Below are 22,122 nucleotides of genomic sequence, written 5' to 3' on the forward strand. Positions count from 1 at the left end.
CGCCCGGCTATAATCGCGTCACCTTTCGCCGCCATCCGAGTCTAGCCCGCCCATGTATACCCTGGCCCGCCAGCTGTTGTTCAAACTCTCCCCGGAAACTTCCCACGATCTGTCCCTGGACCTGATCGGCGCCGGTGGCCGCCTGGGGCTCAATGGCCTGGTATGCAAGGCTGCGGCGAAGGTGCCGGTGTCGGTGATGGGGCTCGAGTTTCCCAATCCGGTCGGGCTGGCTGCCGGTCTGGACAAAAACGGCGCGGCCATCGACGGGTTTGCGCAGCTGGGTTTCGGTTTCGTCGAGATCGGCACCGTGACCCCTCGTGCGCAACCGGGCAACCCCAAGCCACGGATCTTCCGCCTGCCCGAAGCCGAGGCGATCATCAACCGCATGGGCTTCAACAATCTGGGCGTGGACCATTTGCTGTCGCGGGTACAGGCCGCGAAGTACAAGGGCATCCTGGGCATCAACATCGGCAAGAATGTCGACACGCCGGTGGAGCGCGCGGTGGACGATTACCTGATCTGCCTGGATAAAGTCTACGCCCACGCCAGCTACGTCACCGTCAACGTCAGTTCGCCCAACACCCCGGGCTTGCGCAGCCTGCAGTTCGGTGACTCGCTCAAGCAATTGCTCGAAGCATTGCGCCAGCGCCAGGAAGACCTGGCGGTGCGCCATGGCAAGCGGGTGCCGTTGGCGATCAAGATCGCGCCCGATATGAGCGATGAAGAAACCGTACTGGTGGCCCAGGCCCTGGTGGACGCGGGCATGGATGCGGTGATCGCGACCAACACCACCCTCAGTCGTGTGGGCGTCGAAGGCCTGGCCCACGGTGACGAGGCGGGCGGTCTGTCCGGCGCGCCGGTACGGGATAAAAGCACCCATATCGTCAAGGTATTGGCCGCCGAACTGGCAGGGCGCTTGCCGATCATCGCCGTGGGCGGGATCACCGAAGGCAGGCACGCGGCTGAAAAGATCGCGGCGGGCGCAAGCCTGGTGCAACTGTATTCGGGCTTTATCTACAAGGGCCCCGCGCTGATTCGCGAATCGGTGGACGCGATCGCCGCGTTGCGCTGAGCAATCGTCAGGCAATAAAAAGGGCTCCCTGAAGGAGCCCCTGGGCCGAAGCCCGCCGTCCGGATAGGACGTGCGTGGTTAAGTCGCTATCTATTCAAGTTGATGTGTCGGAATATAAATGCCCTGATTAGCCGACGGCGTGAAGTTCGTTGAGTCTGTGGATGCCCGCAGTGCCAGTCATACCGTCCCAGTTGTCGCCGCGTCCTTCTCGCCAGCCATTGATCCAGGCTTGGCGTACCGACGGTAGAGTAAATGGGCAAAGCTCACGGGATTTTCCATGAACGCCATATTGATATCCGCGTAAAAATGCTCTTTCCAACGGATCACGCTTAAGTCTTCTCATAGGGTGTTTCCCTCACTTGTTGACTGTCTAGATATCCTTCGGCCTCGTGTGAGGCCGGGCAGAGTTTTTCTGCCGTTGGTGGGCTCGCTGCCGGCGTGGCGAGCCGATGTGTCGGCGTCGTTACGGCGCCAACCTGTGTTGAGTTCTAACCAATAGGTCACATGGATTCAATGATCGTTTTGTCATAAGCACGTAACGATAACGATGCTATAGCCATAAGCTGGGATGGTTTTTCGCCCCTTTTATGAGGCAAAGCCAGCTATGATGTGCCCTGCGAAGACAATGTGTTTAATCCTTTGGTGAGAATGACCACCTGTTGCAGTCGGTTATTATTCGACGAAGGGTCGGAATATTTCTTTTTGTTGCTTCAAATTCTTCTTCTGCACCGTCAATAAAGGCTCGAAGGCCTGTCAGACGGGGTGGAGCGGCACAGGTGTGCCACGCGAGCGCTCTTCAAGAAAAGTGCTTGTTTGAAAACCGAGCCGGCGATGCGTCGCCCGTTCATTTATTGCTGAAAAGCCTGGAATGCCCCATGTCGGACCGTTTTGAACTCTTCCTCACCTGCCCCAAGGGCCTCGAAGGCCTGCTGATCGAGGAGGCCGTCGGGCTTGGCCTTGAGGAGGCCCGCGAGCACACCTCGGCCGTGCGCGGCATGGCCGACATGGAAACCGCCTACCGCCTGTGCCTCTGGTCGCGTCTGGCCAACCGCGTGCTGCTGGTACTCAAGCGCTTCCCGATGAAGGACGCCGAAGACCTCTACCACGGCGTGCTGGATATCGAATGGGCCGACCACATGGTCAGCGACGGCAGCCTGGCGGTGGAGTTCAGCGGTCACGGCTCGGGCATCGATAACACCCACTTCGGCGCGCTCAAGGTCAAGGATGCGATTGTCGACAAGCTGCGCACCCCGACCGGCGAACGTCCGTCCATCGACAAGATCAACCCGGACCTGCGCATCCACCTGCGCCTGGACCGTGGCGAAGCCATCCTGTCCCTTGACCTGTCCGGCCACAGCCTGCACCAGCGCGGCTACCGCCTGCAGCAGGGCGCCGCGCCGTTGAAGGAAAACCTGGCGGCGGCGATCCTGATCCGCGCCGGCTGGCCGCGCATTGCTGCCGAAGGCGGCGCATTGACCGACCCGATGTGCGGCGTGGGCACCTTCCTGGTTGAAGGCGCGATGATCGCCGCCGACATGGCCCCCAACCTCAACCGCGAACTGTGGGGCTTCACCACGTGGCTCGGACATGTCCCGGCGCTGTGGAAAAAACTGCACGCCGAGGCCGCTGAACGCGCCGCCATCGGCATGAACAAAACCCCGCTGTGGGTGCGTGGCTACGAAGCCGATCCGCGCCTGATCCAGCCGGCGCGCAACAACATCGAGCGCGCAGGCCTGAGCCACTGGATCAAGGTGTACCAGGGCGAAGTCGGCACATTCGAGCCGCGCCCGGACCAGAACCAGAAAGGGTTGGTGATCTGCAACCCGCCGTACGGCGAGCGCCTGGGTGATGAGGCCAGCCTGTTGTATCTCTACCAGAACCTCGGCGAGCGTCTGCGCCAGGCCTGCATGGGTTGGGAAGCCGCCGTGTTCACCGGCGCGCCGGACCTGGGCAAGCGCATGGGCATTCGCAGCCACAAACAGTATTCGTTCTGGAACGGCGCCTTGCCGTGCAAATTGTTGCTGATCAAGGTCAACCCCGATCAGTTCGTCACCGGCGAGCGACGGACTCCGGAGCAGCGCCAGGCTGAGCGTGAGCAAGCGGCCTATGACCAGTCCCCGGCAGAGCCGGCCGAGCGTCAGTACAACAAGAACGGCAACCCGATCAAGCCGGCGCCGGCCCCGGTGGTCGAACAGGCGCGCTTGAGCGAAGGCGGGCAGATGTTCGCCAACCGCCTGCAGAAAAACCTCAAGCTGCTGGGCAAGTGGGCCAAGCGTGAAGGCGTGGATTGCTACCGCGTGTACGATGCCGACATGCCGGAATATTCCATGGCCATCGACCTGTATCACGATTGGGTGCACGTGCAGGAATATGCTGCGCCCAAGTCCATTGACCCGGAGAAGGCCTCGGCGCGCATGTTTGACGCGCTCGCTGCGATTCCCCAGGCGCTCAACGTCGACAAGAGCCGCGTGGTAGTCAAGCGTCGCGAGCGCCAGAGCGGCACCAAGCAGTACGAGCGCCAAAGCGCCCAGGGCAAGTTCACCGAGGTCAGCGAAGGTGGCGTGAAGCTGTTGGTCAACCTCACCGATTACCTGGACACCGGCCTGTTCCTTGATCACCGGCCGATTCGCATGCGCATTCAGAAGGAAGCCGCCGGCAAGCGTTTCCTCAACCTGTATTGCTATACCGCTACCGCCAGTGTGCACGCAGCCAAGGGCGGCGCGCGCAGCACCACCAGCGTCGATTTGTCCAAGACCTACCTGGACTGGGCGCGGCGCAATTTTTCCCTCAACGGGTTTTCCGACAAGAACCGCCTGGAACAAGGTGACGTGATGGCGTGGCTGGAAGCCAGTCGTGACGAGTTCGATATGATTTTCATCGACCCGCCCACCTTCTCCAACTCCAAGCGTATGGAAGGCATCTTCGACGTACAGCGTGACCACGTGCAGTTGCTCGACCTGGCCATGGCGCGCCTGGCGCCAGGGGGCGTGTTGTACTTCTCGAACAACTTCCGCAAGTTCCAGCTGGAAGACAACCTCAGCGAACGCTATGCGGTCGAGGAAATCAGCGACAAGACCATCGACCCGGATTTCGCGCGTAACGCGAAGATCCATCGGGCGTGGAAAATCAGCGCACGCTGAGTCGCCAATGTGGGGGGGCAAGCCCTAATGCCAGTCAGGTAGGAGCGAGCTTGCTCGCGAAAAACGTCAACGATAACGCGTGCTTCCTGAATGAACGCGGTGCCTGTGAGTTTTTCGCGAGCAAGCTCGCTCCTACAGACGGTATTAGGGCAAGCCCCCTCCCACATTAAGCGTGCGCATTTTTTACACTGGTCAAACCCCCGACGGATGGCTATAACTTATCGTCCAGCCAAAGTGTCAACCCGCACGCTGGCGCTGTGAGTGTTGCCTATGCCGATGCAAGCCGTACGCCCGAAAATCCTTGGTTTTATCAGTGAGCAGGCATCGGCTTGGCTGGTGGCATTGGTGGTCGTGGCAACCGGTAGCGCACTGACCCTGGTCATCGCGTGGGCCGCTTCCGACCTTTATCAGCAACAGGTGCGACAGCGCTTCCAGTTGCTGGTCAACGAGCGCTACAGCCGGATTCAGGAACGCTTCGAAGACCAGGAGCTGCGCCTGGATAGCCTGCGCCGTTTTTTCGTCAATTCCGACGAGGTGTCCCGCGCCGAATTTGACGGCTTCGCCCAGCCGCTGTTGTTGCATGCGCGTGCCTATGCCTGGGCGCCGCGGGTGTCCGGGGATCAGCGCAGCCAGTTCGAACAGGCCATCTCGCGCCAGCGTGGCGCACCTTTCACCATCCGCGAACTGAATTCGGCAGGTGAGCTGGCGCCGGCTTCCGAGCGCGATGAATACGTGCCGGTCTTATATAGCCAGACCCAGAGTCTGTTGGGCTCGCCATTGGGTTTTGATCTGCTGGCCCAACCCCTGCGGCGCGCTGTTGTCGAGCGCGCGCAAGCCAGCGGCCAGGCGGCGGTGTCCCAGCCCATGCAACTGGTGGGCGTGGAGCCGGCGTATGCCGCCGGGGTGCTGCTGGTGGCGCCGGTGCGCAAAGCGGTCGATCCCCAGCCGTACGGCTATGTAATGGCGGTGATCAGCATGCGCCAGTTGGTGGCCGAGGGTTTGCCCAAGTCCAGCCGGGACAACCTGGTGATGCAGATCGTCGACACCTCCGACACGGAGCAGCGCGTGCTGTATGCGTCCAGCAATGTGCCGGGCGACAGCGATCTTGTCGCTGTCCGACGTCTTACCCTCGGTGACCATGTCTATGCGCTGAGCCTGCGAGCCAGTGAGGCATTCGACAAGGCGAACCATTCTTCGACCCACACCATATTCGCCATGGGCGTGCTGCTGAGTGGGCTGCTCGCGGCCTTGCTCTATGTGCTGGTCAGCCAACGCCAGCGGGCGCTGGCACTGGTGGAACAACGTACCGCGCAGTTGCGCCTGCGTGAACAGGAACTGCGCGGCGCACACGGCCAATTGCGCAGTGTGCTGGACGCGGCAACGCACGTCGCAATCATTGCCACTGACTTGCGCGGTGTCATCAACATGTTCAATGCCGGCGCCGAACGGATGCTGGGATTCAAGAGCGACCACGTGGTGGGCCACCTGACGCTGGAAAGCCTGCACCTGGCCTCGGAGCTTGAGGCCCGCGCCACGCGTTTGAGCGCGGCGCTGGGCAAGCGTGTTACGCCGAGCCAGGCGATGCTGGTGGAAAGCCCGGACAGACAGCACGACGCCCGCGAATGGACGCTGGTGCGTGAAGATGGCAGCCCCTTGACCGTGAACATGCTGGCCACTGTGTTGCTGGATGACCATGGCCTGTGGGTCGGGCACCTGGCCATTTACCTGGATGTCACTGAGCAGAAGCGCGCCTACGAGGCCTTGGCTGTGCGGGATCGCTTGCTGAAAAAGCTCAGTGCCCATGTACCTGGCGGTATCTTCCAGTTCACGCTGGAGCCCCATGATCATTGGCGCTTCATTTATGCCAGCGAAGGCATGCGCGATATTTATGAAATCGAGCTTGGCGTGTTGCAGCAGGATGCGGGCAAAGTCCTGGAACGCATTCATCCACAGGACCTTGAGCGGGTACGCGCATCGATACGCTTGTCGGCGCTGCAATTGAGCCATTGGCGCGAAGAGTATCGCGTGCAGTTGCCCGAGCGAGGCCTGCGCTGGATTCGTGGCGAAGCGACCCCGGAAGAATTACCCGGCGGCGGTACGTTGTGGCACGGCTATGTATCGGATATTTCCGATCTCAAGCGTGTGGAAGACGAGTTGCGCACGCTGTCCATCACCGACTCCCTGACGGGCATCCACAATCGCCGCTATTTCCAGGACCGTATGAAAGTCGAACTGCTGCGCCTCAACCGCACCTCGGGAGCGCTGTCGGTGATCATGCTGGATATCGACCACTTCAAGCGGATCAACGACCAGCACGGGCATGGTGTGGGGGACGGGGTATTGCGCGAGTTGTGCAGGCGAATCAGCCAGCGCTTGCGCCGCACCGACGTGTTCTGCCGGCTGGGTGGAGAAGAATTCGTGGTGCTCTGCCCGCATACCGATGGCGCCCAGGCCTACCGCCTGGCGATGGAGTTATGGCAGTCGTTGCGCAGCGTGCCGATGGCGCCGGTGGGCGTCGTCACCGCCAGCTTTGGGGTCGCCAGCTGGCGGATCGATGAAGGCATCGATGGGTTGCTGCTGCGCGCGGACTCGGCTGTCTATGTCGCCAAACAGGCGGGCAGGGACCGGGTGGAGCCCGCCCCACAGGCTGATCCGCTGTTCTAGAGCACCGGTGCGGCCGCGACCGCCTTCGGCTGGCGATACAGGTCGAGCAGCACCTGGTCCAGCACCGACGACGCGCCCCACGGCTTGGAATCGTTGAGAATCGCCACCACCGCCCAGGTGTTGCCATTGTTGTCACGGCTGAACCCGGCAATGGCGCGCACGGTGTTCAAGGTGCCGGTCTTCACATGGGCTTCGCCGCGCATGGCGGTGGTCTTCAGGCGTTTACGCATGGTGCCGTCGGTGCCGGCGATCGGCAGCGAGCTGATGTATTCGGCGGCGTAGGGGCTTTTCCAGGCCGCTTGCAGCATGGCCGCCATCTCACGGGCGCTGACCCGTTCGGCGCGGGACAGGCCGGAACCATTCTCCATCACCAGGTGTGGTGCGGTAATGCCTTTTTTCGCCAGCCACTGACGCACCACGCGTTGCGCGGCCTTGGCATCGTCGCCATCGGCATCGTTGCGAAACTGCGCACCCAGGCTCAGGAACAGTTGCTGGGCCATGGTGTTGTTACTGTATTTGTTGATGTCGCGGATGATTTCCGCCAGGTCCGGCGAGAACGCACGGGCCAGCACCTTGGCATCTTTGGGCACCGGCGCCTGGATATCGCGGCCCTGGATGGTGCCGCCCAACTCTTTCCAGATTGCACGCACCGCGCCGGCGGTATAGGTGGCATGGTCGAGCAGCGACAGGTAGGTCTGCGAACTGCAACCGTCCGCCAACTGGCCGCTGACGGTCACGGTCACACTGCCATCGGCCGCGGTCAGCGGGCTGTAGCGCACATCGCCGGTGCACTGTTTGGCGTTGGACACTTTCACCTGGTTGTCGATGCGAATGCTCGCAATCGGCGGCTCGACCGACACGATCACCCGCCCGGCATCATTGCGCGTCACAAAGCGCAGGGCCTTGAGGTTGACCAGCAGGGCATCGGGTTTGACCAGGAACGGCTTGTTCTCGTCGTTTCCGTCGTCATTGAACTCCGGCAGTTGTGGTTGCTGGAAGAAGTTGCGATCCAGTACCAGGTCGCCGGTGACCTGTTGTACGCCGTTGGCGCGCAGGTCGCGCATCAACAGCCAGAGTTTTTCCATGTTCAGCTTGGGATCGCCGCCGCCCTTGAGATACAGGTTGCCGCGCAACACGCCGCCACTGAGTACGCCGTCGGTGTAGAACTCGGTTTTCCACTGATGGTTGGGGCCGAGCATTTCCAGGGCCGCGTAGGTCGTCACCAGTTTCATGGTGGAGGCCGGGTTCACCGAAACGTCGGCATTGAACACGGTCGGCGTGCCGGGGCCGTTCAAGGGCAACATCACCAGGGACAAGGCGGTATTTTGCAGTTTGGCCTTCTGAAGGGCCTGGGCAACGCTGGGGGGCAAGGTGTTATTGATGGGAGCGGCGGTGGCATGCAGGGCCAATGGCAGAAGGACACCGGCGAGGAAAACAGAACGCAACGATTTGATCATAAAAAATAAGACCCTACTGCTGAGAAGGGTGAAAAAGGCGAGGGGTATATAAGAAAAATCCCTCATTGGTCATGAAAGTGTCGGCATTATGCCCCAAGCCGAGCCCACTTGTAGCTGAACGATAGCGGGTAATCCGGGTTTTTTTATCGGCAAAGCGCCGCCCGTCCCAGAGAGTCGGGCAATTGCCGCCTTAAACTGCTAAAGTGCCGGCCGTTATTACTTAAGAGGATTGTTCCAATGGCGACTAACCGTTCCCAGCGTCTGCGCAAAAAACTGTGCGTTGATGAATTTCAAGAGCTGGGTTTCGAACTGAACCTGGACTTCAAAGAAGGCCTGAGTGAAGAAGCTATCGACGCTTTCCTCGAAGCATTCATCAAAGAAGCCATGGAAGCCAACGGTCTGGGTTATGTCGGCGGCGATGACTACGGTCTGGTTTGCCTGCAGAAGCGTGGCTCGGTCAACGAAGAGCAGCGTGCTGCCGTTGAAGCCTGGCTGAAAACCCGTTCCGAGCTGACCAAGGCTGAAGTCAGCCCGTTGCTGGACGTGTGGTATCCGGAAAAGCCGATCAATTCCAAGAATTGAAGCGGTAAGTGACAAGCTTCAAGCCGCAAGCTCATGCAGCTTGAAGCTTGAAGCTTGAAGCTTGAAGCTTGAAGCTTGAAGCTTGAAGCTTGAAGCCTAAAGCTAGACCCTCCTCCCATTCAAAATCAGCAGCGTCAACACCCCCGCCACAATCCCCCAGAACGCCGAACCAATGGAAAACAACGTCAGGCCTGACGCAGTGACCATGAAGGTGATCAACGCCGCTTCCCGTTCCTTGGGCTCATTCATGGCGATGCTCAGGCCATTGATGATCGAGCCGAACAGCGCCAACGCCGCTATCGACAGCACCAGTTCCTTGGGCAACGCTGCGAAAAGCGCCGCCAACGTGGCGCCAAACACCCCGGCAATCCCGTAGAACACCCCGCACCAGACGGCTGCGGTGTAGCGCTTGTTGCGGTCTTCGTGAGCGTGCGGCCCGGTGCAGATCGCCGCGCTGATGGCTGCCAGGTTGATGCCGTGGGAGCCAAAGGGCGCCAGCACCAGGGAGGCGAGGCCGGTGGTGGTGATCAGTGGCGAGGCCGGCACGGTGTAGCCGTCGGCGCGCAGCACGGCGACCCCCGGCATGTTCTGCGAGGTCATCGCCACCACGAACAGCGGGATACCGATGCTGATGGTCGCCGCCAGCGAGAAGTGCGGCGTGGTCCATACCGGCGTCGCGACTTCCAGATGAAAGCCGCTGAAATCCAGCAGCCCCATGAAGCCCGACAGCAGGGTGCCGCTCACCAGCGCGGCCAGCACCGCATAACGCGGCGACAGGCGCTTGATGATCAGGTAAGTGAAAAACATCCCCAGCACCAGGCCGGTGCGATGCTGTGCGGCGACGAAGATTTCACTGCCGATCTTGAACAGAATCCCCGCCAGCAACGCCGCCGCCAGTGATGCGGGGATGCGCTTGACGAGTTTTTCAAAGCTGCCGGTCAGCCCGCAGAGGGTCACCAGCGCCGCGCAGGTGATGTAGGCACCGATGGCCTCGCCATAACTGACGCCGCCCAGGCTTGTGATCAACAGCGCCGCGCCGGGTGTCGACCAGGCGATGGTGATCGGCGTGCGATAGCGCAGGGACAGGCCGATGCTGCACACCGCCATGCCGATGGAAATCGCCCAGATCCACGAGGAAATCTGCGCCGTGGTCAAACCGGCGGCCTGGCCGGCCTGGAACATCAGCACCAGCGAGCTGGTGTAGCCGGTCATCATGGCGATGAAACCGGCGACGATGGCCGAAGGTGAAGTGTCGGCCAGCGGGCGCAACGGCGCTTGGGTGGCGTCGGTCATGAAAGGGTGTTCCTTTTTACCTGACTCCGCACGCTGTAGGAGCGAGCTTGTTCGCGAAAATCGCCAACGATAACGCGGGCAATCAGATCAAACGCGGCGCCCTTGGGGTCTTCGCGAGCAAGCTCGCTCCTACAGTGGGATGTCGTACATGGGAAATCGTGGAATCAAGCCTAAACTCAAACGTAACGACCCATTGCAATACAGCCGGCGCCGCAAACAGCCGTACAGTGTGTTGGCGCATTGGGTTGTGTACAATGTGCCCTGTTTTCAGGCGATACTTGCCAGCGACTGCCTGTTGCCGTATTACCTTAAAGTTGTCGTATCACCGTTAATTCGCCGCCGTTCTCCCTACCCGAGTGCCCATGAACGAACAGTTGCAACCTCTCAAGAAACAACCGCGAGCCGGCAAGACCGGTCGCAGCGGAACCCAGGACGATATCGTCTACGCGCATATCTTCGAGGCGATCCTCGAACAACGCCTGGCACCTGGCACCAAATTGAGTGAAGAGGCACTGGGCGAAATCTTCGGCGTGAGCCGCACCATCATTCGCCGCGCCTTGTCGCGTCTGGCCCATGAAGGCGTGGTGTTGCTGCGGCCCAACCGTGGCGCGGTCGTCGCCAGCCCGAGCGTCGACGAGGCCCGCCAGGTGTTCATGGCGCGACGTCTGGTGGAGCGGGCGATCACCGAGTTGGCGGTGCAGCACGCCACCGCCGAGCAACTGGCCGAGTTGCGCCAGATGGTCAACGACGAACGCGACAGTTTCTCCCGTGGTGACCGTGGTGCCGGCATTCGCCTCTCCGGCGAATTTCACCTGAAGCTGGCCGAAGCGGCGAAGAACGCGCCGCTGATCAGCTTCCAGCGCAGCCTGGTGTCCCAGACCTCATTGATCATCGCCCAGTACGAAAGCGGCAACCGCTCGCACTGTTCCTACGATGAACACACCCAGCTGATCGACGCGATCGAAGCCCGGGATGCGGTACTGGCAGTGGATTTGATGATGCATCACATGGATCACATTGACAGCAAGCTCAACCTCGATGAGGAAAGTGCGTCGGATGATTTGCATGCGGTGTTCTCGCATCTGTTGCAGACCAAGAAGGCGGGGCGCTCGTCTGTAAAGTTGTAATTTCCCCGACACACCGGGAATAAAAATGTGGGAGGGGGCTTGCCCCCGATAGCAGTGTGTCAGTCAATGCATAAGCTGGCTGATCCACCGCAATCGGGGGCAAGCCCCCTCCCACATTGGTTTTTTGGTGTCTTTGAAATCAGCGTTGGTGCACCAGATTGCCGGCCGCGTAGGTCTGCAATACCGCCCGATCATCCCCCAATGTCATCAGTACAAACAACGTCTCGGCAATATCCTTGGCCTGCTTCAAGCGATAGCTGAGCAGCGGCGTGGCGTTGTAGTCCAGCACCAAAAAGTCCGCATCCGTGCCCGGCTGCAAGGTGCCGATCTTGTCTTCCAGACGCAATGCCCGCGCGCCACCCAGGGTGGCCAGGTACAGCGACTTGAACGGGCTCAACCGCGCGCCCTGCAATTGCATGACCTTGTAGGCTTCATTCAGCGTCTGCAGCAGCGAGAAGCTGGTGCCGCCGCCCACGTCGGTGCCCAGGCCGACATTCAATTTGTGCTTCTCGGCCATCGGCAGGTTGAACAGGCCGCTGCCGAGGAACAGGTTCGACGTCGGGCAGAACGCCACGGCCGAGCCGGTCTGCGCCAACCGTGCGCATTCGTCGTCACACAGATGCACGCCATGGGCGAACACCGAGCGCTCGCCGAGCAGTTTGTAATGGTCGTACACGTCCAGATAGCCGCTGCGCTCGGGGAACAGTTCCTTCACCCATTGGACTTCCTGCTTGTTCTCACTGATGTGCGTCTGCATGTACAGGTCCGGGTACTCGCCCAGCAGTTGCCCGGCCAGTGCCAGTTGCTCCGGCGTGCTGGTCGGCGCAAAGCGCGGTGTGACGGCGTAGTGCAGACGGCCCTTGCCGTGCCAGCGCTCGATCAGCGCCTTGCTTTGCTGGTAGCCTGATTCGGGCGTGTCGGTCAGGTAGTCCGGCGCGTTGCGGTCCATCATCACCTTGCCGGCGATCATGCGCAGGTCGAGTTTTTCGGCGGCTTCGAAGAACGCGTTCACCGATTGCGGGTGCACGCTACCGAATACCAGCGCGGTGGTGGTGCCGTTGCGCAGCAGCTCCTTGATGAAAATGTCGGCGACTTCCTCGGCGTGGGCCTTGTCGGCGAACTGGCTTTCGCAGGGGAAGGTGTAAGTGTTGAGCCAGTCCAGCAACTGCTCGCCATAGGCGCCGACCATGCCGGTCTGCGGCAGGTGGATGTGGGTGTCGATCAGGCCGGGGGTGATCAATGCATCCTGGTAGTGCGTGATATCGATGTCAGCGGGCAACGTCGGCAGCAGGTCGCTGGCATGGCCAAGCGCACTGATCTGGCCGTTATCGATCACCAGCAGGCCGTCTTCGAAATACTCGTAGGACGCTTCAATGCCCACGATGGCAGGGTCGTCGATGCTGTGCAGGATGGCGGCGCGGTAGGCTTTGCGGGTCAAAGGCATGGTTATCTCAATTGATAGCTTGGCTGCGGCGTGACACCGGCAGCAATTTGGCAATGGGTTCGGCGCTGGCGGTGTGCTGGCCGAAATGGGCGTTATAGGTGGCGATGATTTCGCCGGCGATGGAGATGGCAATCTCCACCGGCAATTTGCCCTTCACCTCGGTGAGGCCCATGGGGCAGCGCATGCGTTGCAGTTGCGCGGTATCGAAGCCGCGATCGCGCAGGCGGTGTTCGAATTTCACGCGCTTGGTGTTCGAGCCGATCAGGCCGAAGTAGGCAAAGTCATTGCGCTTGAGCAGGGCGGCGGTCAGTTCCAGGTCCAGTGCATGGTTGTGGGTCATGACGATGCAGTAACTGCCCGCCGGCAAGTCGGCGATTTCGTCGACGGGCTCTTCGCTGACGATTTTACGCACGCCTTGCGGGATGTTCTGCGGGAATTCCTGCTCACGGGAATCGATCCAGCGCACCCGGCACGGCAGGCTCGCCAGCAGCGGCACCAGCGCACGCCCCACGTGGCCGGCGCCGAATACTGCGATGTGCGCCTGCACCTGGCCCATCGGTTCGAACAGCAGCACAGTGACGCCACCGCAGCACTGGCCCAGGCTCGCGCCGAGGCTGAAGCGCTCCAGGTGGGTGTTCTGTTGGCCACGGGCAAGCATCTCGCGGGCGATGTGCATCGCCTTGTATTCCAGGTGCCCGCCGCCGATGGTGTCGAAGGTCTGCGCGGCACTGATCACCATCTTGGAACCGGCGTTGCGCGGCGTGGAGCCGAGCTCTTCGATGATGGTCACCAGTACGCAGGGCTCGCCCTGGTTCTGCAGGTCGGCGAGGGCGCTGATCCAGTTGTTCATAGTCACCTCTTGTGGTGTCTGTCAGGCCGTCATCGGGGGCAAGCCCCCTCCCACATTTGAAATGCATTCCAAGGTGGGAGGGGGCTTGCCCCCGATGGCAGCGCCTCGATCTAAAGCGAAGCCAACTCGGTTTCGGTATCCGCCGCCACCGCGGCGGTCAACTTGCGCATCTGCTCACACCCCCACAACACCCGCTCGGGCGTGGCCGGCGCGTCGATTTTCGGCTGCTGGCGATAGTCACCCAGACTCGCCACCGCATCCTTGATCGCACACCACGAGGCGATTCCGAGCATGAACGGCGGCTCGCCCACGGCCTTGGAATGGAACACCGTGTCTTCCGGGTTCTTGCGGTTTTCCACCAGTTTCACCCGCAGGTCCAGCGGCATGTCGGCGACCGCCGGGATCTTGTAGCTGGCCGGGCCGTTCGTCATGAGCTTGCCCTTGTTGTTCCACACCAGCTCTTCCATGGTCAGCCAGCCCATGCCCTGGATAAACCCGCCTTCCACCTGGCCGATGTCGATGGCCGGGTTCAGCGAGGCGCCCACGTCATGAAGGATGTCGGTGCGCAGCATCTTGTATTCACCGGTCAGGGTGTCGACGATCACTTCGCAGCAGGCCGCGCCGAACGCGAAGTAGTAGAACGGCCGTCCGCGCGACTGGCTGCGGTCGTAGAAGATTTTCGGGGTCTTGTAGAAACCGGTGCTCGACAGCGAGACCTGGGCGAAATACGCCTGCTGAATCAGCGCCTCGAAGCTCAGGATCTGCTCACGCACGCGCACATGGCCGTTGCGAAATTCCACATCCGCTTCGCTGACGTCGTACTTGCGCGCGGCAAATTCCACCAGGCGCTGCTTGATGGTTTCGGCGGCGTTCTGCGCGGCCTTGCCGTTCAGGTCGGCACCGCTGGACGCCGCTGTTGGCGAGGTGTTCGGCACTTTGTCGGTGTTGGTCGCGGTGATCTGCACGCGGTCGATGTCGACCTGGAACACTTCGGCCACCACCTGGGCGACCTTGGTGTTCAGGCCCTGGCCCATCTCGGTGCCGCCGTGGTTCAGGTGAATGCTGCCGTCGGTGTAGATATGGATGAGCGCGCCGGCCTGGTTGAGAAAGCTCGCGGTAAACGAAATACCGAATTTGACCGGGGTCAGCGCCAGGCCCTTTTTCAGGATCGGGCTGTGGGCGTTGTACAGGCGAATCGCTTCGCGGCGCTCGGCGTATTGGCTGCTCGCCTCCAGCTCGGCGGTCATCTCTTCGAGCATGTTGTGCTCGACGGTCTGGTAGTAATGAGTGACGTTGCGCTCGGTCTTGCCGTAGTAGTTGGCCTTGCGCACGGCCAGCGGATCCAGCGCCAGATGGCGGGCGATGGCGTCCATTACTTCCTCGATGGCGACCATGCCCTGGGGGCCGCCGAAGCCACGGTACGCCGTGTTGGAGGCGGTGTTGGTCTTGCAGCGATGGCCGTTGACCGTGGCATCGCCCAGGTAATACGCGTTATCGGCGTGGAACATCGCGCGGTCGACAATCGAGTTGGACAGGTCCGGCGAACAGCCGCAGTTGCCGGCCAGCTCCAGGTTGATGCCGTGCAAACGGCCGTTGTCGTCAAAGCCCACGTCATATTCGATATAGAAAGGGTGGCGCTTGCCGGTCATCAGCATGTCTTCGACCCGCGGCAGGCGCATCTTGGTCGGTTGCCCGGTGAGGCGCGCCACCACCGCGCACAGGCAGGCGGGGCTGACAGCCTGGGTTTCCTTGCCGCCGAACCCGCCGCCCATGCGGCGCATATCGACGACGATCTTGTTCATCGATACATCGAGTACTTCGGCCACCAGTTTCTGCACTTCGGTGGGGTTTTGCGTGGAGCAGTAGACGATCATGCCGCCGTCTTCGGTGGGCATTACCGAGGAAATCTGCGTCTCCAGGTAGAAATGTTCCTGGCCGCCGATATGCAGTGTGCCCTGGATACGGTTTTTTGCCGTCGCCAGCGCGCCGGCCGCATCACCGCGTTGATGGGTGTGGCTGTCGAGCACGAAGTGTTGGTTGCGAAACGCCTCGACCACATCCAGTACCGGCTCCAGGTCTTCGTATTCGATCACCGCCGCCATCGCGGCTTTGCGCGCGGTCTCAAGATCGCGGGCGGCCACGGCCAGCACCACCTGGCCCACGAACTGCACGGTGTCGATGGCCAGCAGCGGATCGCCGGGCATCAACGGGCCGATGTCCTTGAGGCCCGGTACGTCTTCGTGGGTAATCACGATGCGCACGCCGTCAAAGGCATAGCAGGGTGCGGTGTCGATGCTGAGGATTTTCGCGTGGGCGCGGTCGGACAGGCGCGCATACAGGTGCAACTGGTTGGGAAATTCGAGGCGGTCGTCGATGTACTGCGCCTCGCCGCTGACGTGCTTGGCGGCGCTGTCATGCCTGACGCTGCGGCCGACCCCGCAGGTCAGGTCCTGGGCAAACAGCTCGGCCAGTTCGGCCTGGGTTTTTACCACGGCGTGATGGTTAGACATAAGCGGTCACCCGAGTCTCGATGTGCGGCGTTTGCAGTTCGATGAAATATTTGCGCAGCAGGTTCTGTGCGCTGAGCAGGCGGTATTCCTTGCTGGCGCGGAAGTCCGACAGCGGGGTGAAATCCTCGGCCAGGGCGGCACAGGCTTTCTCCACAGTGGCGGCGTTCCAGGTGGCACCGATCAGTACCGTTTCGCAGTGCCTGGCGCGCTTGGGGGTGGCGGCCATGCCGCCGAAGGCGACGCGGGCGTCGCTGATCACACCGTTGTCGAGCTTGAGGTTGAAGGCGGCGCAGACGGCGGAAATATCGTCGTCCAGGCGCTTGGACACCTTGTACGCGCGAAACAGTGAATGGCCCTTGGGCACGATGATCTTCTCGATGAATTCGCTGTCCTGGCGGGCGGTGACGCGGTAGTCGATAAAGTAGTCTTCCAGCGCCAGGGTGCGACGGGTCTGGCCCTTGCACAGCACAATCTGCGCACCGAGGGCGATCAGCAGCGGCGGCGAATCGCCAATGGGCGAGGCGTTGCCGATGTTGCCGCCCAAGGTGCCCTGGTTGCGGATCTGCAAGGAGGCGAAGCGGTGCAGCAAGTCGCCGAAGTCGGGGTATTCGTGGTGCAGCGCGGTGTAGCAGTCGGAGAGGGCGGTGGCGGCGCCGATTTCCAGGCGGTCGTCGAAGGATTCGATGCGCTTCATCTCTTCGATATTGCCGACGTAGATCATCACCGGCAGGGTGCGATGGAACTGCGTGACTTCCAGCGCCAGGTCGGTGCCGCCGGCCAGCAGGCGGGCTTGCGGATAAGCGTCGTAGAGATCGGCCAGGTCGGCGACCGTCAACGGCACCAGGCAGCGTTTGTCGCCGCTGTTGAGTTCGCCGGTTTGGGTTGGCGCAATGGCCTTGAGCTGCGCGATGGTGCGAGCCTCACGGCTGTCGAACTGGTCCTGGGGCTTGTTGCAACAGGCCTGTTCGGCCGCCGCCAGAATCGGGCGGTAGCCGGTACAGCGGCACAGGTTGCCGGCCAGGGCTTCGTGGGCTTTCTGGCTGTCGGGCGCGTCGCTGTTTTTTTGCAGGGCAAACAACGACATCACGAAGCCTGGGGTGCAGAAGCCGCACTGTGAACCGTGGCACTCGACCATCGCCTGCTGCACGCTGTGCAGTTGGCCCTGGTGCTTGAGGTCTTCGACACTGATCAGTTGCTTGCCGTGCAGCGAGGAGACAAAGGTCAGGCACGAATTGAGGCTGCGATAACGGATCTGCTCGACGCCTTGATCGTTGCAGTGCAACTCGCCGACCACCACGGTGCACGCACCGCAGTCGCCGCTGGCGCAGCCTTCCTTGGTACCGGATTTGCCCACATGCTCACGCAAATAGTTGAGCACGGTCAGGTTGGGGTCCAGGGCGTGCTCGCTACGGAGTTCCTGGTTAAGTAAAAACTGGATCACGGAAGGCCTCGCAGACTCATTATTGTTGTTAACCGCTTTGCGCCGAATCTAGTCATGTCTGACTTTTCGGTCAATGGTTTTCTGACTTAAGGGTCAAGAAAATCCGGTCACAACACATTCAATTATGGTCCAGTCTTCTGGAACCGGTGTTTTCAGGGGCTTATGGCTGTTCAGGCTTGCGTGTTTCATGCCAAATTCGCCACCGTGGGCGTAGCGCCATCAGCGGGCCAATGCGCTACACTGCCGCGCTTGTACCGATAGAAGATTTTGAAGGGAAAACATGACGTTCAAGGCGCCGGACAGTCTCGCCGAGCAAATCGCTCACCACCTCGCCGAACGTATCATTCGCGGCGATCTCAAGCCTGGGGAGCGGATCCAGGAACAGAAGGTCACACTGGCGCTGAATGTCAGCCGTGGTTCCGTGCGCGAAGCCCTGCTGATCCTCGAACGCCGGCACCTGATCGCGATCCTGCCGCGCCGTGGCGCTCACGTCACCGAACTCACCGCACACAAGGTGCAGAGCCTGTGCACGTTGATGGGCGAGATGTACATCCTGCTCGGCAATGCAGTGGCCGAGGGCTGGCAGACCCAGGCCGACATGGCGCCATTCCTGCAAATCCAGCAGCGCCTGATGGCCAGCTACGAGCGCCAGGACATCCGCGCCTTTGTCGAAGAAAGCTTCAATGTGATGCGCGCCGCGTATCCCTTCGCGAACAACCCGTACCTGCAGGAAACCGTCGAGAACCTGCAGCCGGCGATGAACCGCGCCTATTACCTGGCCCTTGACCAGCGCAAGGCGGAAATGAGCGAGTACCTCGCGCTGTTCGAACAACTGCTCGCTGCCGTAATGGCCCGCGACCTGGCGCAGATCCGAAGGGTGCTGTCGGCCTACTGCCAGCGCAGCAGCTCGCTGGTCATCGCCGCGTTGGCGGACGCCTAAACGTGCGGCTCAAGTGCATCAAACTGGCGGGGTTCAAATCCTTCGTCGACCCGACCACGGTGAACTTCCCCAGTAACATGGCGGCGGTGGTCGGGCCCAATGGCTGCGGCAAGTCGAACATCATCGACGCCGTGCGCTGGGTGATGGGCGAGAGCTCGGCGAAAAACCTGCGCGGCGAGTCGATGACCGACGTCATCTTCAACGGCTCCACCAGCCGCAAACCGGTGAGCCAGGCCAGTATCGAACTGGTGTTCGACAACTCCGACGGCACCCTGGTCGGCGAATACGCGGCCTACGCGGAAATCTCCATTCGCCGTAAGGTCACGCGCGACAGCCAGAACAGTTATTTTCTCAACGGCACCAAATGCCGTCGACGCGACATCACCGATATCTTCCTCGGCACCGGCTTAGGCCCGCGCAGCTATTCGATCATCGAGCAGGGCATGATCTCCAAGCTGATCGAAGCCAAGCCCGAAGACCTGCGCAACTTTATCGAGGAAGCGGCCGGCATCTCCAAGTACAAGGAGCGCCGCCGCGAGACCGAAAACCGCATTCGCCGCACCCATGAAAACCTCGCCCGCCTGACCGACCTGCGCGAAGAGCTGGAGCGCCAGTTGGAGCGCCTGCACCGCCAGGCCCAGGCCGCCGAGAAGTATCAGGAATACAAGGCCGAAGAGCGCCAGCTCAAGGCACAACTGTCGGCCCTGCGCTGGCAGGCGCTGAACGACCAGGTCGGCCAGCGTGAAGCGATCATCGGCACCCAGGAAGTCAGCTTTGAAGCACTGGTGGCCGAGCAGCGCAACGCCGACGCCAGCATCGAACGCCTGCGGGACGGGCACCATGAGCTGTCCGAGCGCTTCAATCTGGTGCAGGGCCGCTTCTATTCGGTGGGCGGCGACATTGCCCGCGTCGAACAGAGTATCCAGCACGGCCAGCAACGCCTGCGCCAGCTGCAGGACGATCTGAAGGAAGCCGAGCGCGCGCGCCTGGAGACCGAATCGCACCTGGGCCACGACCGTACCTTGCTGCTGACCCTGGGCGAAGAGCTGGACATGCTCACCCCCGAGCAGGACATCACCAACGCCGCCGCCGAAGAAGCGGCCGCCGCCCTGGAAGACGCCGAAACCGGCATGCACGGCTGGCAGGAGCAGTGGGACACGTTCAACCTCACATCCGCCGAACCGCGGCGCCAGGCCGAGGTGCAGCAATCGCGTATCCAGCAACTGGAAACCAGCATGGAGCGCCTGGCTGAACGCCAGCGCCGCCTGCAGGAAGAGCGCGTGTTACTCGCCGCCGACCCGGAAGACGCGGCGATCATGCAGTTGAGCGAACAGCTGGCCGAAAGCGAGATGACCCTCGAAGAGCTCGAGGCCAGCGAAGCGCAGCAAGTGGAACGCCTGGAGCAACTGCGTCAGCAATTGCAAACGGCGACCCAGGCGCAGCAACAGGCCCAAGGTGACCTGCAGCGGCTCAACGGGCGACTGGCCTCATTGGAAGCCTTGCAGCAGGCCGCGCTGGACCCTGGCACCGGCACCGCCGAATGGCTGCGCGACCAGCACCTGGCCGAGCGTCCGCGTCTGGCCGAAGGCTTGAAGGTCGAGGCCGGTTGGGAACTGGCGGTGGAAACCGTACTGGGCGCCGACCTGCAAGCCGTGCTGGTGGATGATTTTGGCGGCTTCGACCTTGCGGGTTTCACCCAGGGCGACCTGCGCCTGCTCAGCCCTGCAGCCGATGGCGCGCGCGTGCCGGGCAGCCTGCTGGACAAGGTCGAGGCGGCGATTGACCTGTCGCCGTGGCTGGGCCAGGTCAAGCCGGTCGAGTCACTTGAGCAAGCCCTGGCCCAACGCGGCCAATTGGCGGCCGGCGAAAGCTTGATCAGTCGCGACGGCTATTGGGTCGGCCGCCACTTCCTGCGCGTACGCCGTGCCAGTGAGGCCGAAAGCGGTGTATTGGCCCGTGGCCAGGAGATCGTCAACCTGAGCGCCGAGCGCGAAGAGCGCGAGGCGACGCTGGAAAGCCTGGAAACCGAACTGCAAACCCTGCGCGCCACCCAGCGCCAGCAAGAGACCGGCCGCGAACACCTGCGCCGCCTGTTACAGGACGAAGCGCGTCAGCAAGGCGAATTGAAAGCGCAACTGTCGGCGAGCAAGGCCAAGGTCGAGCAACTGACCCTGCGCCGCACCCGCCTTGACGAAGAAGTTGCCGAAATGGGCGAGCAGCGCGCCCTGGAGCACGAACAGATCGGCGAAGCGCGCCTGCTGTTGCAGGAAGCCCTCGACAGCATGGCCCTGGACACCGAGCAGCGCGAACTGCTGCTGGCCCAGCGCGACAGCCTGCGCGAACGCCTCGACCGCGTGCGCCAGGAGGCCCGCCAGCACAAAGACCACGCGCACCAACTGGCGGTGCGCCTCGGCTCGCTGCGCGCCCAGCACACCTCCACGGCCCAGGCCCTTGAGCGCCTGGAGATGCAGTCCGAACGCCTCACCGAAAAGCGCGAGCAGTTGAGCCTCAACCTGGAGGAGGGCGAAGCGCCCCTGGAAGAGCTGCGCCTCAAGCTTGAAGAGTTGCTCGATAAGCGCATGACCGTCGACGAAGAGCTCAAGACCGCGCAGATCGCCCTGGAGGACGCCGACCGCGAACTGCGCGACGCCGAAAAACGCCGCACCACCGCCGAACAGCAATCCCAGCTGATTCGCGGTCAGCTCGAACAGCAGCGCATGGAGTGGCAAGCCCTGACCGTGCGCCGCAAGACCTTGCAGGACCAGTTGCTCGAAGACGGTTACGACCTGCACGGCGTACTCGACACGCTGACCGCACAGGCCAACGAAAAAGACGCCGAAGAAGAACTTGAGCGCATTGCCGCGCGTATCCAGCGACTCGGTGCGATCAACCTCGCGGCCATCGATGAGTACCAGCAGCAGTCCGAGCGCAAACGTTATCTGGACGCCCAGAACGCCGACCTGGTCGAAGCGCTGGATACGCTGGAAAACGTGATTCGCAAGATCGACAAGGAAACCCGCAACCGCTTCAAGGATACCTTTGATCAGATTAATGGCGGTTTACAGGCGTTATTCCCAAAAGTTTTCGGTGGTGGCAGTGCCTACTTGGAACTGACAGGCGAAGATCTACTCGATACAGGGGTAACGATCATGGCGCGGCCTCCGGGCAAGAAGAACAGCACCATCCATTTGTTGTCCGGCGGCGAGAAGGCGCTGACGGCCCTGGCACTGGTATTTGCCATCTTCAAACTGAACCCGGCGCCGTTCTGCATGCTCGACGAAGTCGATGCACCGCTGGATGACGCTAACGTTGGACGCTACGCTCGGCTGGTCAAGGAGATGTCCCAGACCGTGCAGTTCATCTATATCACCCACAACAAGATCGCCATGGAAATGGCCGATCAATTGATGGGCGTGACGATGCATGAGCCGGGCTGTTCGCGTTTGGTGGCGGTGGATGTGGAAGAAGCGATGAAGATGGTGGACGCCTAGCGGCGTAGCGCCAAGTTGCAAGCGGCAAGCTGCAAGTGAGTTGGCTTGAGCTTGCGGCTTATAGCTTGAAGCTTGAAGCTTGAAGCTCGTAGCTCACAGTCACCCCCGGCG

14 protein-coding genes are annotated in these 22,122 nt (G+C 61.6%); 7 read left to right on the plus strand and 7 right to left on the minus strand.

Features of this window, described 5'->3' with window-relative positions:
* Nucleotides 1-52: 52 nt before the first annotated feature.
* Nucleotides 53-1,072: a quinone-dependent dihydroorotate dehydrogenase gene (locus CIB54_RS19560; RefSeq protein ID WP_065949813.1), complete on the plus strand. Its 1,020-nt coding sequence runs from the start codon at nt 53-55 to the stop codon at nt 1,070-1,072.
* A gap of 127 nt (nt 1,073-1,199) precedes the next feature.
* Here the strand turns inward: CIB54_RS19560 and rmf are convergent, their stop codons facing one another.
* The gene (gene rmf / locus CIB54_RS19565) at nt 1,200-1,415 is read right to left on the minus strand and encodes a ribosome modulation factor (RefSeq protein ID WP_002553055.1); all 216 of its coding nucleotides are present in this window, start codon (nt 1,413-1,415) and stop codon (nt 1,200-1,202) included.
* A gap of 532 nt (nt 1,416-1,947) precedes the next feature.
* Here rmf and rlmKL point away from each other — a divergent pair.
* Nucleotides 1,948-4,212, plus strand: coding sequence for a bifunctional 23S rRNA (guanine(2069)-N(7))-methyltransferase RlmK/23S rRNA (guanine(2445)-N(2))-methyltransferase RlmL (rlmKL, locus tag CIB54_RS19570; protein ID WP_101220710.1), 2,265 nt, complete (start codon nt 1,948-1,950; stop codon nt 4,210-4,212).
* A gap of 270 nt (nt 4,213-4,482) precedes the next feature.
* Nucleotides 4,483-6,876, plus strand: a complete 2,394-nt coding sequence (locus tag CIB54_RS19575; RefSeq protein WP_065949811.1) for a sensor domain-containing diguanylate cyclase — start codon at nt 4,483-4,485, stop codon at nt 6,874-6,876.
* On the opposite strand, the gene dacB is transcribed toward CIB54_RS19575, so the two are convergent.
* Nucleotides 6,873-8,333: a D-alanyl-D-alanine carboxypeptidase/D-alanyl-D-alanine endopeptidase gene (gene dacB / locus CIB54_RS19580; RefSeq protein WP_065949810.1), complete on the minus strand. Its 1,461-nt coding sequence runs from the start codon at nt 8,331-8,333 to the stop codon at nt 6,873-6,875. The two genes, CIB54_RS19575 and dacB, sit on opposite strands and share 4 nt — an antisense overlap.
* Before the next feature lie 237 nt (nt 8,334-8,570).
* Here dacB and CIB54_RS19585 point away from each other — a divergent pair, with 237 nt between their 5' ends.
* Nucleotides 8,571-8,915 carry a YggL family protein gene (locus CIB54_RS19585; RefSeq protein ID WP_101220711.1) on the plus strand — a complete coding sequence of 115 codons (345 nt, stop codon included), beginning with the start codon at nt 8,571-8,573 and terminating at the stop codon, nt 8,913-8,915.
* Between the two features lie 102 nt (nt 8,916-9,017).
* Here the strand turns inward: CIB54_RS19585 and CIB54_RS19590 are convergent, their stop codons facing one another.
* A complete protein-coding gene (locus CIB54_RS19590; protein ID WP_065949808.1) occupies nt 9,018-10,208 on the minus strand; it encodes a benzoate/H(+) symporter BenE family transporter in 1,191 nt (396 codons plus the stop codon).
* A gap of 362 nt (nt 10,209-10,570) precedes the next feature.
* Between CIB54_RS19590 and CIB54_RS19600 the strand changes: the two genes are divergently transcribed.
* On the plus strand, nt 10,571-11,335 hold the full coding sequence (locus CIB54_RS19600; protein WP_065887865.1) for a GntR family transcriptional regulator: 765 nt from the start codon (nt 10,571-10,573) through the stop codon (nt 11,333-11,335).
* Between the two features lie 139 nt (nt 11,336-11,474).
* On the opposite strand, the gene guaD is transcribed toward CIB54_RS19600, so the two are convergent.
* From guaD to xdhA, 4 genes are all read right to left on the minus strand, one after another.
* On the minus strand, nt 11,475-12,779 hold the full coding sequence (gene guaD, locus CIB54_RS19605; RefSeq protein WP_101220713.1) for a guanine deaminase: 1,305 nt from the start codon (nt 12,777-12,779) through the stop codon (nt 11,475-11,477).
* Nucleotides 12,780-12,786: 7 nt separating this feature from the next.
* Complete coding sequence (gene xdhC, locus CIB54_RS19610; protein ID WP_065949806.1) at nt 12,787-13,629, minus strand: xanthine dehydrogenase accessory protein XdhC; 843 nt, start codon at nt 13,627-13,629, stop codon at nt 12,787-12,789.
* A 110-nt stretch (nt 13,630-13,739) separates the two neighbouring features.
* Entirely contained in the window at nt 13,740-16,139 is a 2,400-nt protein-coding gene (gene xdhB / locus CIB54_RS19615; RefSeq protein ID WP_101220714.1) for a xanthine dehydrogenase molybdopterin binding subunit, read from the minus strand.
* A complete protein-coding gene (xdhA, locus tag CIB54_RS19620; RefSeq protein ID WP_101220715.1) occupies nt 16,132-17,580 on the minus strand; it encodes a xanthine dehydrogenase small subunit in 1,449 nt (482 codons plus the stop codon). The genes xdhB and xdhA overlap by 8 nt, the downstream gene beginning before the upstream one ends.
* 280 nt (nt 17,581-17,860) lie before the next feature.
* Here xdhA and CIB54_RS19625 point away from each other — a divergent pair, with 280 nt between their 5' ends.
* Complete coding sequence (locus CIB54_RS19625; protein WP_065949803.1) at nt 17,861-18,520, plus strand: GntR family transcriptional regulator; 660 nt, start codon at nt 17,861-17,863, stop codon at nt 18,518-18,520.
* A gap of 2 nt (nt 18,521-18,522) precedes the next feature.
* Nucleotides 18,523-22,011: a chromosome segregation protein SMC gene (gene smc / locus CIB54_RS19630; protein WP_065949802.1), complete on the plus strand. Its 3,489-nt coding sequence runs from the start codon at nt 18,523-18,525 to the stop codon at nt 22,009-22,011.
* Nucleotides 22,012-22,122: the final 111 nt, after the last annotated feature.

Origin of the sequence: Pseudomonas fluorescens (assembly GCF_002837185.1) — a bacterium.
Classification (GTDB): Bacteria; Pseudomonadota; Gammaproteobacteria; order Pseudomonadales; family Pseudomonadaceae; genus Aquipseudomonas; species Aquipseudomonas fluorescens_AM.